The sequence below is a fragment of the Novosphingobium sp. genome (genome assembly GCF_031424035.1).
Classification (GTDB): Bacteria; Pseudomonadota; Alphaproteobacteria; order Sphingomonadales; family Sphingomonadaceae; genus Novosphingobium.
The window spans coordinates 14,520-29,200 of the sequence record NZ_JANPGP010000087.1; the positions used below are offsets into that span (position 1 = coordinate 14,520).

The 14,681-nt window shown below is 62.7% G+C and carries 26 protein-coding genes; 4 read left to right on the plus strand and 22 right to left on the minus strand.

Annotated elements, in window-relative coordinates; genetic code table 11:
* Positions 1-75: 75 nt before the first annotated feature.
* The 22 genes from dacB to RMO89_RS12695 form a co-directional block, all read right to left on the minus strand.
* Positions 76-1,527, minus strand: coding sequence for a D-alanyl-D-alanine carboxypeptidase/D-alanyl-D-alanine-endopeptidase (dacB, locus tag RMO89_RS12590; RefSeq protein ID WP_310533494.1), 1,452 nt, complete (start codon positions 1,525-1,527; stop codon positions 76-78).
* A gap of 35 nt (positions 1,528-1,562) precedes the next feature.
* Positions 1,563-2,333: an NUDIX hydrolase gene (locus RMO89_RS12595; protein ID WP_310533496.1), complete on the minus strand. Its 771-nt coding sequence runs from the start codon at positions 2,331-2,333 to the stop codon at positions 1,563-1,565.
* 480 nt (positions 2,334-2,813) lie between these two features.
* On the minus strand, positions 2,814-3,134 hold the full coding sequence (gene grxD / locus RMO89_RS12600; RefSeq protein ID WP_310533497.1) for a Grx4 family monothiol glutaredoxin: 321 nt from the start codon (positions 3,132-3,134) through the stop codon (positions 2,814-2,816).
* Between the two features lie 37 nt (positions 3,135-3,171).
* Positions 3,172-3,405 carry a BolA family transcriptional regulator gene (locus RMO89_RS12605; RefSeq protein WP_310533498.1) on the minus strand — a complete coding sequence of 78 codons (234 nt, stop codon included), beginning with the start codon at positions 3,403-3,405 and terminating at the stop codon, positions 3,172-3,174.
* 3 nt (positions 3,406-3,408) lie between these two features.
* Positions 3,409-3,732 (minus strand): DUF1476 domain-containing protein, encoded by a 324-nt coding sequence (locus tag RMO89_RS12610; protein ID WP_310533499.1) that lies wholly within the window; start codon positions 3,730-3,732, stop codon positions 3,409-3,411.
* Between the two features lie 88 nt (positions 3,733-3,820).
* Positions 3,821-4,423 (minus strand): 3-isopropylmalate dehydratase small subunit, encoded by a 603-nt coding sequence (gene leuD, locus RMO89_RS12615; protein WP_310533501.1) that lies wholly within the window; start codon positions 4,421-4,423, stop codon positions 3,821-3,823.
* Positions 4,423-4,584, minus strand: coding sequence for a hypothetical protein (locus RMO89_RS12620; RefSeq protein WP_310533502.1), 162 nt, complete (start codon positions 4,582-4,584; stop codon positions 4,423-4,425). The genes leuD and RMO89_RS12620 overlap by 1 nt, the downstream gene beginning before the upstream one ends.
* 9 nt (positions 4,585-4,593) lie before the next feature.
* Positions 4,594-5,091 (minus strand): DNA-deoxyinosine glycosylase, encoded by a 498-nt coding sequence (locus RMO89_RS12625; protein WP_310533504.1) that lies wholly within the window; start codon positions 5,089-5,091, stop codon positions 4,594-4,596.
* 23 nt (positions 5,092-5,114) lie between these two features.
* Entirely contained in the window at positions 5,115-6,545 is a 1,431-nt protein-coding gene (gene leuC, locus RMO89_RS12630) for a 3-isopropylmalate dehydratase large subunit (RefSeq protein WP_310533505.1), read from the minus strand.
* Between the two features lie 84 nt (positions 6,546-6,629).
* Positions 6,630-7,025, minus strand: a complete 396-nt coding sequence (locus tag RMO89_RS12635) for a hypothetical protein (RefSeq protein ID WP_310533507.1) — start codon at positions 7,023-7,025, stop codon at positions 6,630-6,632.
* 153 nt (positions 7,026-7,178) lie between these two features.
* The gene (locus tag RMO89_RS12640; RefSeq protein WP_409035551.1) at positions 7,179-7,535 is read right to left on the minus strand and encodes a YbaN family protein; all 357 of its coding nucleotides are present in this window, start codon (positions 7,533-7,535) and stop codon (positions 7,179-7,181) included.
* Complete coding sequence (locus tag RMO89_RS12645) at positions 7,532-7,942, minus strand: SufE family protein (protein WP_310533529.1); 411 nt, start codon at positions 7,940-7,942, stop codon at positions 7,532-7,534. The genes RMO89_RS12640 and RMO89_RS12645 overlap by 4 nt, the downstream gene beginning before the upstream one ends.
* Positions 7,943-8,036: 94 nt before the next feature.
* Positions 8,037-8,213, minus strand: a complete 177-nt coding sequence (locus RMO89_RS12650) for a hypothetical protein (RefSeq protein ID WP_310533508.1) — start codon at positions 8,211-8,213, stop codon at positions 8,037-8,039.
* 13 nt (positions 8,214-8,226) lie between these two features.
* Complete coding sequence (locus tag RMO89_RS12655; protein ID WP_310533509.1) at positions 8,227-8,460, minus strand: hypothetical protein; 234 nt, start codon at positions 8,458-8,460, stop codon at positions 8,227-8,229.
* Between the two features lie 45 nt (positions 8,461-8,505).
* A complete protein-coding gene (locus RMO89_RS12660) occupies positions 8,506-8,781 on the minus strand; it encodes a hypothetical protein (RefSeq protein ID WP_310533510.1) in 276 nt (91 codons plus the stop codon).
* 52 nt (positions 8,782-8,833) lie between these two features.
* Positions 8,834-9,166 (minus strand): hypothetical protein, encoded by a 333-nt coding sequence (locus RMO89_RS12665; protein WP_310533511.1) that lies wholly within the window; start codon positions 9,164-9,166, stop codon positions 8,834-8,836.
* Positions 9,166-9,489, minus strand: coding sequence for a hypothetical protein (locus tag RMO89_RS12670; RefSeq protein ID WP_310533513.1), 324 nt, complete (start codon positions 9,487-9,489; stop codon positions 9,166-9,168). The genes RMO89_RS12665 and RMO89_RS12670 overlap by 1 nt, the downstream gene beginning before the upstream one ends.
* Positions 9,486-9,767, minus strand: a complete 282-nt coding sequence (locus tag RMO89_RS12675; protein WP_310533514.1) for a hypothetical protein — start codon at positions 9,765-9,767, stop codon at positions 9,486-9,488. Before RMO89_RS12675 ends, RMO89_RS12670 begins: the two co-directional genes overlap by 4 nt.
* 24 nt (positions 9,768-9,791) lie before the next feature.
* On the minus strand, positions 9,792-10,169 hold the full coding sequence (gene pspC / locus RMO89_RS12680) for an envelope stress response membrane protein PspC (RefSeq protein WP_310533516.1): 378 nt from the start codon (positions 10,167-10,169) through the stop codon (positions 9,792-9,794).
* Entirely contained in the window at positions 10,166-10,474 is a 309-nt protein-coding gene (gene pspB / locus RMO89_RS12685; RefSeq protein ID WP_310533517.1) for an envelope stress response membrane protein PspB, read from the minus strand. Before pspB ends, pspC begins: the two co-directional genes overlap by 4 nt.
* Positions 10,475-10,478: 4 nt before the next feature.
* Entirely contained in the window at positions 10,479-11,372 is an 894-nt protein-coding gene (gene pspA, locus RMO89_RS12690; protein ID WP_310533519.1) for a phage shock protein PspA, read from the minus strand.
* Positions 11,369-11,539, minus strand: a complete 171-nt coding sequence (locus RMO89_RS12695) for a hypothetical protein (RefSeq protein WP_310533520.1) — start codon at positions 11,537-11,539, stop codon at positions 11,369-11,371. Before RMO89_RS12695 ends, pspA begins: the two co-directional genes overlap by 4 nt.
* Before the next feature lie 165 nt (positions 11,540-11,704).
* Here RMO89_RS12695 and pspF point away from each other — a divergent pair, with 165 nt between their 5' ends.
* The 4 genes from pspF to RMO89_RS12715 all read left to right on the plus strand — a co-directional run.
* Positions 11,705-12,751, plus strand: a complete 1,047-nt coding sequence (gene pspF / locus RMO89_RS12700; RefSeq protein WP_310533522.1) for a phage shock protein operon transcriptional activator — start codon at positions 11,705-11,707, stop codon at positions 12,749-12,751.
* A gap of 93 nt (positions 12,752-12,844) precedes the next feature.
* Positions 12,845-13,156, plus strand: a complete 312-nt coding sequence (locus RMO89_RS12705; RefSeq protein WP_310533523.1) for a hypothetical protein — start codon at positions 12,845-12,847, stop codon at positions 13,154-13,156.
* 259 nt (positions 13,157-13,415) lie between these two features.
* On the plus strand, positions 13,416-13,976 hold the full coding sequence (rimP, locus tag RMO89_RS12710) for a ribosome maturation protein RimP (RefSeq protein ID WP_310533524.1): 561 nt from the start codon (positions 13,416-13,418) through the stop codon (positions 13,974-13,976).
* A gap of 3 nt (positions 13,977-13,979) precedes the next feature.
* Positions 13,980-14,681: transcription termination/antitermination protein NusA (locus RMO89_RS12715; RefSeq protein WP_310533525.1), on the plus strand; the 702-nt coding region annotated here is incomplete at its 3' end.

A 14,681-nucleotide genomic window follows, 5' to 3' on the forward strand; every position in this document is an offset into this window, starting at 1 on the left:
ATTGTGTCATTGAATTGGCAAGCGTGACCAAACTGCAACATGTCTTGCTTGTTGATGCGAGCCGCTCGCAAGAACCTATTGCGATTCCGCGATTTTCACCAGCGCTGCATCCATGATCCGGGTGGCGATAACGCCGTCGGGAACATCGTTGGCATAGGCGGCAAAGGTGAATGTCCGTCCACTCTTGGCCGTGAACCAGCCGGCGAGCGCGTTGGTCGCATTGAGCGTGCCGGTTTTCGCCTGCAACCGGCCCTCCAGCGAAGTTCCCCGGAACCTGCCGGCGAGCGTCCCATCGACCCCGCCGATGGGCAGCGTTTCGCGGAACTTTGTCCCCCATGGCTGGGTCTTCACCCAGCGCAGGAACGTCACCGCGCCGCGCGGCGCGATGCGGTTATAGGTCGACATGCCCGAGCCGTCGGCGAAAAAGAACTGGTGCGATTTGAGCCCAGCTTCGGTAAGCATGGCGCTCACCACCTTCTGGCCGCCTTCGACCGAGGCATCGGCGCGGATGTTACCGCCCGCCATCATGCCGACCCGGCGCAGCATCAGTTCAGCGTGGAGGTTCTGGCTCTCCTTGTTGATCCGAGTCAGGTCTTCGGACAGCGGCGGAGGAAGCACAGTGTAAAGTGGTGCAGGTCGGTCCTCTATGGCGCCAGCCTGTGGATCGATCCGGTGGCGGGCGGCGACTTTCCCGGAAACCTTCACCCCACGTTTCTTGAGCATTTCCGCCAGCTTCCACGCGGCGTAGTCCGCCGGATCGTCGATACCCAGCGTGACGATCTTCGGTACGGATGCGGGCAAGGCGCCGCTGACCTGAATCACCTTGCTGCCCGGAAGCCGGTCCACGGCCAGCGTAGCGGGCTCGGCTGCAACGGTTTGCGCGGTGTTTTCGACGCTGAAATAGGCCGGGAGCGTGACGACAGGCGGCTTGCCGGCCGTCCCCGGAGTCACCACGACCTTCATTTCGTTGTCATCCAGCGTGAGCGCGGAAATCCCGGTGCCCGATCTCGTCGGGATATTGTTCCAGCTCATCCCCAGGCTCCAGCGCTGGTCGATGAAGCGGGTGTCATCGCCGGTGATGTCGTGGACTTTGCGGGTCTTCGCGGCGATGGCATCGGCCAGCTGAGCGAGGCAGACCACCTTGCAATCAGGCGCAGAGGACAACCGTGCATCGCCCCGGCCGACGAGTTCAACGGAGGGGACTTTGCCTTTGCCGGGGACCAGCCACACGCTCGCCCCGCCAAGCTGGTCGGGCTGGTCCAGTTCGCCCAGCTTCCAAAAAGCGGCGGCCGTGGTGAACAGCTTGGTGTTCGAAGCGGGCATATAGCGCCCTTCGGGATCGATGCTGACCACTTCGCGCCCCTGATCATCGACCACGACCATGCCCCAGCGTGTGCCGGGGCCAATGGTGGCAAGAACGGATTGCGCAATCTGCTGGGGGTTTTGCTGCCTGTCTTCCCTTTGGGCGGCGGCAAGTTGCGGGCAGAGCAGGGCGGTGCCAGCGGCGATCAGGACGAAAGTGCGCATGAGCGGGAGACTAACGGCCTTGCGGGATTTGTCGATCAGCCGCGCTTGACTGTGGACAAGGCTTCGCTGGTCACGGGATAGCCGAGGTCTTCGGGGATCGTCAGGTACGTGGTGCCGTCGCTTTCTACCCGCACCGGTGAGATTGTGCGCACGGGGAACTGCCGGGCATAATCGCGGGCGCCGGCAAAATCGCCGAACAATGCCAGCCGTTCGAGATTGCGCCGGGTCGGAAAGATCACGCTGATCTCGCCGCGATCGGCCATGGCCAGCGCTTCGGCGGCGCTGGTCCAGAACAGGTGGGTGTGTTCGGTATCGTCCACCGCCACATCGACCGCGCCCGTGCCGAGATCGGCGAGGTAGAACCGGGTGTCGAACGCGCCCTCCCAGTCCGGACACCAGCGCGCCCATGGCTGCAGTGCATCAAGGTCCGGCGTCCATCCGAAGGCAGCGAGAACCGGAGCAAGCTCGCCCTTTTCCAGCAGCATCGCGCGGGCGCGGGCGGCGAGATCCGCATCGATCTCACCCTTCAGCGCCACGGCGAGGCCCGCCTCTTCCAGTGTTTCGCGGATGCCGGCAATGCGCGAGGCGGCATCATGCGGATCAAGCTCATGGTCGAGGCTGGCGGCAAGGGCATGGTCTGCCTGATCGACGCGTCCACCCGGGAACACTGCGGCCCCCCCGGCAAAGCGCATCGAACCCGCACGTTCGAGCATCAGCAATTCCGCGGGGCCGCCCCTTGCTGACTTGCGGAAGACGACGATGGTCGCAGCGGGAACTGCACCAGGAAAGGCGGGGCCTGAAATCATGCCTCAGTCCTTGCCGGGTCGAGGCGGCAAAGCAAGAGCGGAATTGCCCCCAGAATGTCGGGATATTTTACATTTTCCAAGGCTTGCTCAGCCTTCAAATTCGAAGAATTGGCAGAATTCTAGGGGTTTTCATAAACTGGCACGGTGCCTGCATTGTATCTGGCACCCCCAAAGCAGTCTCGAATGAGACGGGGGCCGCATCCCCCGGTCTCCGCGGCCCTCAGTCTCCCCAATACCCGTCCCCAAAGATAGCCCGCAGGTCCCACCCTGCGGGCTTCTCTTTTTGGCGGGTGCGCTTTTGGCATCCGCCAAAAGCTTGCGGCAGAGTCTCTGTCGGGTGCGCCTGTCGCATCCGCGACAGGCTTGCGCCACCGGCCCGCTCCCCCGCCCGGCCACCCAGAGCTTAACTCTAGTTAGGTGGCCGAGCGGGGAAGCGGGCCGATGCCGCAAGGAATTCAGGGACGAACGTAACGTTCCGGATCAAACGAGCCCGGCGTCAGCCATGGCCTGCTGCAATTCGCCGGCTTCGTACATTTCCATCATGATGTCGCTGCCGCCCAGGAACTCACCCTTGAGGTAGAGCTGCGGAATGGTCGGCCATTCGGAATATTCCTTGATGCCCTGGCGGATTTCCATGTCCTGCAGCACGTCGACGCTCTCGTACTTCACGCCAAGGTGCTCGAGGATGGCAATCGCGCGGCTGGAGAAGCCGCACTGCGGGAACAGCGGCGTGCCCTTCATGAACAGGACGACGTCGTTGGAATTGACGATCTCGGCGATGCGGGCATTGGAATCAGACATGAGGGACGGCCTTCGTGGGAATTTGTAAACGCGAAGCTTAGCTGGGAACGACAGTGGTCAGTTGCAAGGCATGAAGCACGCCGCCCATCCGGCCGCCGAGCGCGTCATAGACCATCTTGTGCTGCGCCACGCGGGTCTTTCCGGCAAAGGCGGCGCTGGTCACGCGCGCGGCGAAGTGATCGTTGTCACCGGCCAGATCGGTGATCGCAACGTCTGCATCAGGCAGGGCCGCCTTGATCATGGCTTCGATCTCGGCGGCGGGCATTCCCATGGCTCAGGACTCGCCCATGAGCGCGCGGCGGGCGTCGATCAGCTTGGCGCTGAGCGCGGCGCGGACTTCGGCCTCGGTCACTTCAACACCGGCAGCGGTCATGTCGCCCAGCAGCTTGCGCACGACATCTTCATCGCCGGCTTCCTCGAAATCGGCCTGAACGACAGCGCGGGCATAGCTTTCGGTTTCAGCGGCAGAGAGCCCCATGCGTTCGGCAGCCCAGTGGCCCAGCAGCTTGTTACGGCGGGCGTGGACGCGGAAGTTCATTTCCTCGTCATGAGCGAAGTGGGCTTCCTCGGCGCGTTCGCGGTCATTGAAATCGGTCATGTCAGGCTGGGTCCTTAGGTGTGACGACTTGGCCCTTGCGATAGGCCGCACGGGCGTTCCGTTCAATCCCCGATGCAGCGCGCGGACATCATGCCGCTGCAGCGATTCCCTTGGCAAGGAACGGCAGGCTTTCGCGCGCCTTGGCTTCGTGCGCGGCAATTGCACTGTCGCGGGTGAGGGTCAGGCCCACCTCGTCGAGTCCGTTGAGCAGGCAATGCTTGCGGAACGGGTCGATCTCGAAGGAAAAACGGTCCTGAAACGGGGTGGTTACGGTCTGGCTTTCAAGGTCGATCGTGATCGGATCGGACTTGGCCACTTCGAGCAGGCGATCGACCTGTTCTTGCGGCAGAGCCACGGCAAGGATGCCGTTCTTGAAGGCATTGCCCGAAAAGATGTCCGAATAAGACGGCGCGATCACGGCCTTGATGCCCATGTCGAGCAGCGCCCATGCTGCGTGTTCACGGCTGGAGCCGCAGCCGAAATTGTCCCCGGCGATGACGATGGGCGCGCCCCTGTACGCCTCGTCTTCGAACACGTTGCCGGGTTCCTGCCTGACGCTCTCAAAGCAGCCCTGGCCCAGCCCTTCGCGGGTGATGGTCTTGAGCCACTGCGCCGGGATGATGACGTCGGTGTCGACGTTCTTGCGCCCGAACGGATAGGCCTTGCCTTCAACGTGGGAGACGGCGTGCATCAGTCGGTTTCCGGCACATCTTTGGTGATCGGGGCGGGCTCGGCCTTCGCCGGCTTCTTGCGCGTCATGTAGAGCACGGCGGCGGCAAGCGCGGCGGAGCCAATGGCAGCGCCGGCGACGGCGGCCTTGTTCTTCCAGTTTTTGTCTTCAGGATCGGTCATGACATTTCCCTATGGTCGCTGGCCGGGGAGTTCAAGGGGCGCGGCCAGGAAATCGCGCAAGGCGAGCCAGTGTTCGCGCTTTTCCGCAAGCGGCATGGCAGCATGGGCCGGGCTGGACGAGGGCAAGTCGATCAGGTGCCATGGACACGCGCCGAGCGCCTTGCGGCCGATCGCGGCGGATTTGGCACCATTGAAGGCGATGGCGCACAAGCTGGGCAGGCCCTCCGCTAGTTCAGCCAGCGCCGCAGGTTCCGCATCGCGGATCGCTGTGTCGAGGCTGCCCTTGCGGTGTGCCGAGGCAATGGTGTCCCACAGGCCGATCCCGGCGCCAGTCAGCAGCTGAAGGCGCTCGGCATAGCACTGGGCGGGCAAGTCAGGCCGGCCGATCACTTCGCCAATTAGATACCAGAAGCCATTGCGCGGATTGCCGTAGTACTGCTGCCGGGTGAGCGATTGCGCGCCCGGCAGGCTGCCCAGCACCAGTATGCGGGTGCCGGCATCGGCCAAGGGTGCGAAAGAACTATGCCGGGTCAGACGAGGTCGCGCACGTCGGTGAGCTTGCCGGTCACCGCCGCCGCTGCAGCCATCGCCGGCGAGACGAGATGCGTCCGCGCACCGGGACCCTGACGGCCGACGAAGTTGCGGTTGCTGGTCGAGGCGCAGCGTTCACCGGGCGGAACCTTGTCCGGGTTCATAGCGAGGCAGGCCGAACAGCCCGGCTCGCGCCATTCGAGGCCGGCTTCGGTGAAAATAACGTCGAGCCCCTCGGCCTCGGCCTGCTGCTTGACGAGGCCCGAACCGGGAACGACCACGGCCCAGCGCACGTTGGCAGCCTTCTTGCGGCCTTTGATCACGGCGGCGGCGGCGCGCAGGTCTTCGATGCGGCTGTTAGTGCACGAACCGATGAACACGTTCTGCACCTCAACCTCGTCCATGCGCTGGCCGGGTTCAAGGCCCATGTAATCAAGGCTCTTGCGCGCGGCGTCCTGCTTGGACGGATCGGCGAAGCTTTCGGGAGCCGGAACCACGCCGCCGATGGCGACGGTGTCTTCCGGGCTGGTGCCCCAGGTGACGGTCGGCTGAATTTCGGCGGCGTTGATTGTCACCGACTTATCGAAAGTGGCACCTGCATCGGTGGCAAGGCTCTTCCACCAGGCCACGGCCTTGTCCCAATCGTCGCCGGTCGGGGCGAGCGGACGGCCCTTGAGATAGGTGAACGTTATGTCATCAGGCGCGACAAGGCCAGAGCGCGCGCCGCCTTCGATCGCCATGTTGCACACGGTGAGGCGGCCTTCGATGCTCATCTGTTCGAACACCGGCCCGCAGAATTCGATGACATGGCCCGTGCCGCCGGCCGTGCCGATCACGCCGATAATGTGCATGACCAGATCCTTGGGGGTGACGCCGGGGGCGAGATGGCCTTCGACGCGCACTTCCATGGTCTTAGACTGCTTCAGCAACAGCGTCTGCGTGGCGAGCACATGCTCGACCTCGCTGGTGCCAATGCCAAAGGCTAGCGCACCAAGCCCGCCATGGCAGGCGGTGTGGCTGTCGCCGCAAACGATGGTGGCGCCGGGCAGCGAAAAGCCCTGCTCGGGGCCGACGACGTGGACGATGCCCTGCTCAAGGTCGGTCGCGCCGATGTAGCGGATGCCGAAATCGGGGGCGTTGCGTTCCAGAGCGGCGAGTTGCTGCGCGCTTTCCACGTCGGCGATGGGCAGGCGGTTGCCCGCGGCATCCTTGCGCGCAGTGGTCGGGAGATTGTGATCGGGGACTGCCAGCGTCAGGTCCGGGCGGCGCACCTTGCGGCCCGAAACGCGCAGGGCTTCAAAGGCCTGCGGACTGGTAACCTCGTGAACGAGGTGGCGGTCGATATAGATCAGGCAAGTGCCGTCGTCCTGGCGTTCGACGACGTGGGCATCCCAGATCTTCTCGTAAAGCGTGCGTGGCTTTGTTGTCATGACGGCCTGCGACTAGAAAGCCGCAGGCCGTCTGACAAGCAGGAAAGGGCAGCAAGGTTGATAGCTGCCCTTTCCCATTATAGCTTAGTAGCGGCGACCGTCGCGGTCATTGCGCTCGTTCTGCAGACGGTGACGGATGTTCTGGATCCGGTTCTGCAGGGTGCGGACCTCGCTCGAGCTCAGGCCATTGCGGGCATAGCTGCGATAGGTCCAACGGAGCTGGGCAACGTCGCGGCGCAGGCCGGCGGCTTCTCGCTCGGAGATGCGGTCGCGGTTGTCACCGCGGTTCACCTGGCGCTCAAGCTGGGTGATCTCGCGTTCGATGCCCTGTCCATTGTTGTAGCCGTTGTTGTTGTGGTTGTAGCCGTAGTCGCGGCCCTGGTTGTGCTGCCCGTAGTTCTGGGCCTGGGCGGGAACTGCAGCGCCGAAGGCCATCGCGGCGATCAGCGCAGGGGCTGCGATCTTGGTGAACTTGAACATGGCCGGTACTCCTGATTTCATTCTGCCGGTGGGGGAATTCGAACCGGCGAGTTCAGGTTTAGGCCTCTGAATATGAACGACGCGCTACGGAATGTCTCATTTCAGCGCTAAAATGTCGCAGTGTGTCGCGTTGTAAAATCAGTCTGGGTAAACTCATTCCGGGCGAGTGCAGATCCAGCTTCCGGCGATCACCAGAACGGCCAGTGAAATGCCGGCCCAAGGCCAGCCGAGTGTGAACCAGGTTACTATCGCGCCGACGCTCATCGCGGTCACGGCAGAGATTTTGGCCTTGCGCGAAATGGCGCCGCGCTCGCGCCAGCGGCGGATTGGCGGCCCCCAGACCTGGTGGTCGAGCAGCCATTGCTCCCATTTCGGGTTCGATCTGGCGAAACAGAAGGCGGCGAGCAGGTAGAACGGCACTGTCGGCAGCAAGGGCAGCAATATGCCGATCGTGCCCACCGCAAACGCAGAAATGCCGGCGGTTAGCCAGAATGGCCGAGCCAGTTTCAAGCGGCGGCCAGCCGCGCGGCAGTCTCGCGAATCAGCGCGATCATGTTGGGCAGGCCCTGCGTCCGATTGGACGACAGCTGGTTTTTCAGGTCGAAAGGTTCGAGCGCGTTGGCAATGTCCATCGCCGCGACTTCGCCAGCGGGCTTGTCTTGCACCGATGAGAGAACCAGCGCGATGATGCCTTTGGTAATCGCCGCGTTGCTGTCCGCCAGGAAATGCAGCCGTCCGCTCGCACCTTCGGTGGGATAGACCCAGACGCTGGCCGAACAGCCGCGCACTAGCGTGGCATCGGTTTTCAGCGCATCGGGCATGGGATCAAGGTCGCGCCCCAGCTCGATCAGCAGGCGGTAGCGTTCGTCGCTGTCGAGGAATTCGAATTCCTCGCGGATGTCATCAAGGCTGCGCATGGAGGTGCATGTAGTCATTGCGTGATCCGGGCGAAAGCCAGGATAACTGGCCGGGGCGATCAAAGGTTCCGATTTATTCGCCAGCAGGCGCGGATCAGCCGAAAAAGCCGCCGGGCCGGGTGAGCATGTAATAGATCACATAGAACCACCCCAGCACCCCGTGGATCACGGCCCACAGGATCGACTTGTGCAGGCTCCATGACACGGCGACCGCAATGGCCGATCCGAGTCCGATGCCGGCGCGTGCGGCGCCTGTTGCCCTGTCCTTCATTTGTAGACTCCCCTCACAGATCAACTCCTGCTGCTATCGCCTCAAGCTTGCGGATGCGCTCCTTGAGGTCGGCCACTTCGATGCGGGCCATTCCCGATGGGGCGCCGCCTTCCAGTTCGGGGCGGCGCTGTTCCAGCTCGCGGGTCTTTAGCTGGAGCCAGCCGTTCCATCCGCGCAATGCTGCGGCAGAGACGATGCCCAGTGCGGCCAGCAGAATGGTTGCGGAAATCAGGTTGCTATCAATCATCATGCTTCTCCCTGGTCCCCCGGAGTTGCAGTCCCTTGGTTGCGCTTACTTATCCCTCAGCGCTTCGATTTCGGCAGCGATCGAGCGGCTCTGGCGCTCATCGGTGGCAATGCGTTCGAGCACCTTGATGCGTTCGCGCAGCGTTTCGAGTTCGTTGACCAGTTCGGCCTTGGTGCCATCGTCCTGCTGCGGGGCAATGAATTGCTGGCGACCGCGACGGCTCTCGAAAATTCCGTGCCGAGCATTGAAACGTGCTTTGATGATTCCGGCGATACTGACGATCAGGACGATCATCACCACCATGATCTGGCTGCCGCTCATTTCGTTTCTTCCCTATCCCGTTTGTTCAATTCAATTCAGTTCTTGGGCCAATTCAGTTCTTCGGCAGGTCGCGAAGCGCCTCGATCTGGTGAGTCAGGCTGTAGCCGCCGTCAGTGACAATGCGTTCGATCGTGGCGAGCCGGTCCTTCACCGAGCCGAGTTCGGCGCGCAGCGTGGCGTTTTCCTGTGTCAGCAGCTTGATCCGCTCGCCATCCTCGGTCGTCGTCTTAGGGTGGATGGCCTGGCCCCAGCCGCCGGTCAGCGGATAGCCGTGCTTGATCTTCAGCCGGGTGTTGTGGGTCGAGGCGAGGATGCCGCCGATGCCAAGGAGAAGTCCGCCGCCGATCAGCCAGCCAAGATAGGGTATCAGGTCCTGCGGGTCCATCAGCGGACTTCCTTTTCAAGCTTTGCCGTGACGCGCGGTTCATCGCGCAGGGCTTCAATCTGGGCGGCGACGCCCACGCTGCTGTCGGTTGCGATGCGTTCCAGCACCTGGAGCCGTTCGCCCACCTTGCTCAACTGCGCGCGAAGTTCGGCGTTCTCGGCGATCAGGGCCTTGCTGGCCTTGTCATCGCCCTTGGCCGTCTTGCCGCCCCACTCGTCTTCGAGCGGGTAGCCGTGGCGGGCGCGGATCCAGTTGTTGATCACCCAGCCGCCGGTCGAGATCGCGACGATCAGGATGACGAATTCAGGGCTGCCCCAGTTCATGGCTGCAGATCCTTTTCGCGGGCATCAAGGCGCGCCTCGATCTGGCGGGCATCACGCAGCGCCTCGATCTGGCTGGCGACGTCATAGCCCTTGTCGGTGACGATGCGTTCCAGCGTGCGGACCCGGTCTTCCAGTTCGCGGGTATAGGCGGCTTGGCGTTCATCGACCTGCGGCATGGCGGCCCGGGCCTCGGCAATTTTCGTCTGGTGGCGTGTCCAGATGACGAAGCCGCCGAGAATGAAGGGAGCGAGCGGAATGAGTAGGGCAAGTTCACCCATGGTATTTCCCCTGTTGCAAGCGGGTTAGCGGAGGCGTTCGATCTCGGCCGAGAGGCGCGGGTTCGACGATACGTAATAGGTCTCGATGTCGGCCAGGCGGCGGTCGATGTCGCGGAACTGGGCGCGCACTTCGCGGGCCGTGCGGCCGGGCGACTGGCGGACGCCCTGCCAGAACTTCTGCTCGCTCTTGTCCTCGGCATAGAGATAGCCGGGCTTCTTGTCGGCGATCAGCGCGAGGATAATGTAGAGTGGGATGCCGAAACCGGTTGTCAGGGTGAACAGCACCATACCGATGCGGACCCAGAGAACATCGACCCCGGTGTAGTCAGCGATGCCGGAGCAGACGCCGAAAATCTTGCCGTTGATCTTGTCGCGGTAAAAGCGGGTGCGCGGGCTGTTCACTTGGACATCCTTTCGTTCTTGCCGAGCAGTCCTTCAAGCTCGCGCAGTTGCTGGTTATCGGTTTCGCGGTCGTGCATCAGCTTCGCGGGCCGGAAATCGGGGTTATCGGAAGCGACCAGCCGTTCGACCGTGTCCATTCGGGCATCGAGTCGCTTGGCGACCAGGTAGAGTTCTTCGAGCAGGGCTTCGTCACCCGTGGTCAGCGTTGCGGCGGTCTTCCATTTGGTGATGTAGTGGAAGATGATCCACGGCAGAGCGACGAAAAGGATGCCCATGATGACAAAGGCTGTCATTGCATCTTCCATGTGATCAACCCTCCTTCTTGGCGGCGTCGAGCGCGGCCTTCATGGCCTCCAGCTCTTCGTCGACCTTGTCCTGCCCGGCGAGGGCATTGATTTCATCGGCGAGCGTCGGCTTGCCGCGACCATCGGCGAGGCTGAGCGCGTCGGCACGGCCCTCGGCATAGTCGACCCGGCGTTCGAGCTGGTCAAAGCGGGCCATCGCCTCGTCAACACGTTCGCTGGCAAGCAACGTGCGCAGCTTGACGCGGTTCTCGGCGCTTTCGAGGCGGGCGACGATCGCGCCCTGCTTGCTGCGGGCTTCGCGCAGGCGGGTCTGCAGCTTGTCGATGTCAGCTTCGTAAGCGCGCAGGGCGTCGTCGAGGACCTTGATCTCTTCCTTGAGCTGCTCGGCCATGTCGCTGGCCTTCTTCTTTTCGACGAGGGCGGCGCGGGCGAGGTCTTCGCGGTCCTTGCTCAGGGCCAGTTGGGCTTTCTCGCCCCAGTCAGCCTGGAGCTTGTCCAGCTTGACGGTGTGGCGGTGCATTTCCTTCTGGTCGGCAATGGTGCGCGCGGCAGAGGCGCGTACTTCGACGAGGGTTTCCTCCATCTCGAAGATGATCATGCGGATCATCTTTTCCGGATCGTCGGCCTTGTCGAGCAGGTCGGAAAAGTTGGCGGCAATGATGTCGCGGGTGCGGCTGAAAATGCCCATGAAGGATGCTCCGATGGCGAAGGATTGGGGTGAGGACTGAGTCGGGGTTGGTGAAGTGCGCAGGCGTTCTACCTCGTCATCAAAGCGGGTGGAACGACGCTGTGCACCGAAGTCGGAAGGGTGGGCCGGAACCCCGGCGCTACGGCGGGACTGTGTGCCGTCAGCGGGGGGCACCGGGGTAACCGGCCCGAGGGGGTCGAACTGGGTCATGCGAGACCCAGTCCGGCAAAGGTGCTCACGGCAAGCTCGGGGACTGAGTAGAGCTGCTGGGCAAGCACGATCACGTTCATCGCCACCATCGCGGCGATCGAATAGACGACGGCGCGGTCGAGGCTGGAGGGGCTTTTCCGGGCCTGCTCTGGCTGACGCTGGGACATTGTCTGGAACCTTTCGAACGATGCCCTCGATTGGGCTTGTTCACCTATTGGCAAGGTGCGTGCCAAATTGCATTGCGCCGGGAATTCCGCCACTTTTCGCGCAAATCGACCAATGGCGCATAGTATCTGTTGCAGCTACTTGGGAAATTCTGCTAACAATTGGGCATGGAGCGCGGGGTGCAGTTCGTTGGCCAGTCCGGGGCCTTTCTCGACGCGGTCGAACGCGCCAGCCGCGCCGCTGCGCTCAGCCGTCCGGTGCTGGTTATCGGAGAGCGCGGGACCGGCAAGGAACTGATCGCCGACCGCCTTCACCAGCTCTCGCGCCGCTGGGCCGAACCGATGGTTACGCTCAACTGCGCCGCCTTGCCCGAAACGCTGATCGAGGCGGAACTGTTCGGCCATGAACAGGGCGCTTTCACTGGCGCCACCCGTGCCCGCGCCGGCCGGTTCGAGGAAGCGGACAAGGGCACGCTGTTCCTCGATGAACTCGCCACGCTGTCGATGGGCGCGCAGGAACGCTTGCTGCGCGCGATCGAATATGGCGAAGTCACGCGCATCGGTTCCTCGCGCTCAATTCAAGTCGACGTGCGCATAGTCGCCGCCACCAACGAGGACTTGCCGCGGCTGGCCGATGAAGGCCTGTTCCGCGCCGACCTTCTTGACCGCTTGAGCTTCGAAGTCATCACCTTGCCGCCGCTGCGGGCGCGGGAAGGGGACGTGCCTGTGCTCACCGAATATTTCGGCCGGCGCATGGCGACAGAGCTGGGCTGGGAGGCCTGGCCTGGTTTCGACGAACGCGCCTGGCAGGGGCTCAACGAATACGCATGGCCGGGCAACGTGCGCGAACTGCGCAACGTGGTCGAACGCGCGGTCTATCGCTGGGATGATTGGACCCGGCCCGTGGCGCACGTTGTCTATGATCCGTTCGACAGCCCGTGGAAGCCAGAGGCCGCGCCGCATCGCGTTGCATCCCCGGGCGAACCGGGCACATCGCCGCGTCCCGCATCCAGCGCGCTGCCCATGCAGACAACGCATGACCACGTTTCGGACCTGCGCATTGCCGTCGACGCCCACGAACGCGCGATTATCGAGCATCACCTCGGCAAGAACCGCTATAACCAGCGGCAGACGGCCAAATCGCTTGGTCTCACTTATGACCAGCTGCGCCACTGCATGAAAAAGCACGGTCTGATGGATAAGCCTGCTGGCTAAGGTTTCGAGTTAACAACCTTGTAACTTCGTGTTTGTACTTAGTTCGCTCCGCAGATGGAAGACGGGGGTCTTCCTGCAGGGGGAGACTTGGGCATGTATCGCGTTGCGCAGTGGGTAGTTCGTCACAAGGTTCTGGTGGTCGCCGTCGGCGCTGCCGGGTTTATTTTCTTCGGTGGCAACAAGGAAGACGCCAAGCCGGCCAATCCCTGGTCATCGGGCACGTCGGAAGTCGCCGTGGTTGGATCGTCGTCATCGGGTGCCAAGAAGTCGCTGACCGACAAGGCGCTGGGAGCCGTTTCGGGCGCCGCCAAGGAATATGTCGGAGTCGACATCGGCGGGGTCAAGGAATCCAACGACCAGAACTGGGCCTCGGTTTCCGACGCAACGAAGAAGGCCGCCGAATAACCTGATTCGCTACTTTAGGGATCTGGTACGTACCGGGCGTGGCCTTGCCGGCTGCGCGCCGGACGGCAGGCGCTGAACGCCCCCGGTTGCGTAAACGCCAGCCGGGCAATCTTTCCAATTGCATTTCGCGGCCAAGGCGCGTAATTGGCCGCCATCCCGACATTGTGAAGCAACGAAGGGGCTGGCGCCGAAAGGGGCCGGCGCGAAACGCTTTGCATGACTTGTCGGTGGGCTGCTGTTTGGCCCAATGGAGCACCTGATGGCGGATATCGCGCGCCTTGTTGAACTTATCGAGCCTGAGGTTGCAGCCTTGGGGCTCGATCTCGTGCGCGTGAAGTATTTCAAGGGCGGCGAGATTGGCGATGAGGATTTCACCCTGCAGGTCATGGCCGAAGATCCGGCGACCGGGCAGCTGGTGATCGAACAGTGCGCATCGCTGTCGCACCGCATTTCCGACAAGATCGACGATCTGGAAGAAGCCGGTGACGTGCTGCTCACCGACGCTTACCGCCTTGAAGTCAGTTCGCCGGGAATCGACCGTCCGCTCACCCGCGTGAAGGACTTCACCGCCTGGACCGGCCATGAAGCGCGGGTAACGCTGCTCAATCCGGTCGATACCAATCGCAAGACGGTTCAGGGCGACATCACGAGCTTTGACGGCGAAACGATTGTGCTCAACGATCGCAAGTCCGGGGAAGTGTCCTTCCCCTATTCCGACGTCCATTCCGCGAAGCTGGTCTTGACCGATCGGCTGATTGCCGCCACGCGCCCGATCGACACCTCGGGCGCCGACGAGATTCTCGAAGAACAGGAAGACTGATCCATGAGTGCGATTTCCGCGAACCGCGCCGAACTGATCGCAATTGCGAATTCCGTTGCGACCGAAAAGATGATCGACAAGTCGATCGTCATCGAGGCGATGGAAGAAGCGATCCAGAAGTCCGCGCGCAACCGCTATGGTGCAGAGAATGACATTCGCGCAAAGCTCGATCCGCGCACCGGCGACCTGCGCCTGTGGCGCGTCGTCGAAGTGGTCGAGGAAGTCGAAGACTACTTCAAGCAGGTCGACCTGAAGGCCGCGCAGAAGCTCGACGCCAATGCCAAGCTGGGTGACTTCATCGTTGATCCGCTGCCGCCGGTCGATCTGGGCCGCATCGACGCGCAGTCCGCCAAGCAGGTGATCTTCCAGAAGGTCCGCGATGCCGAGCGTGAGCGCCAGTTCGAGGAATTCAAGGACCGCGCCGGTGAAATTGTCGTCGGTACCGTCAAGTCGGTCGAATTCGGCCATGTCATCGTCAACCTCGGCCGCGCCGAGGGCGTGATCCGCCGCGACCAGCAGATCCCCCGCGAAGTTGCCCGTACCGGCGAACGCGTCCGCGCCTATATCTCGAAGGTGGAACGCAACAACCGCGGCCCGCAGATCTTCCTCAGCCGCGCGCACCCCGAATTCATGAAGAAGCTGTTCGCGCAGGAAGTGCCCGAAATCTACGACGGTGTGATCACCATCATGGCCGCGGCCCGCGAT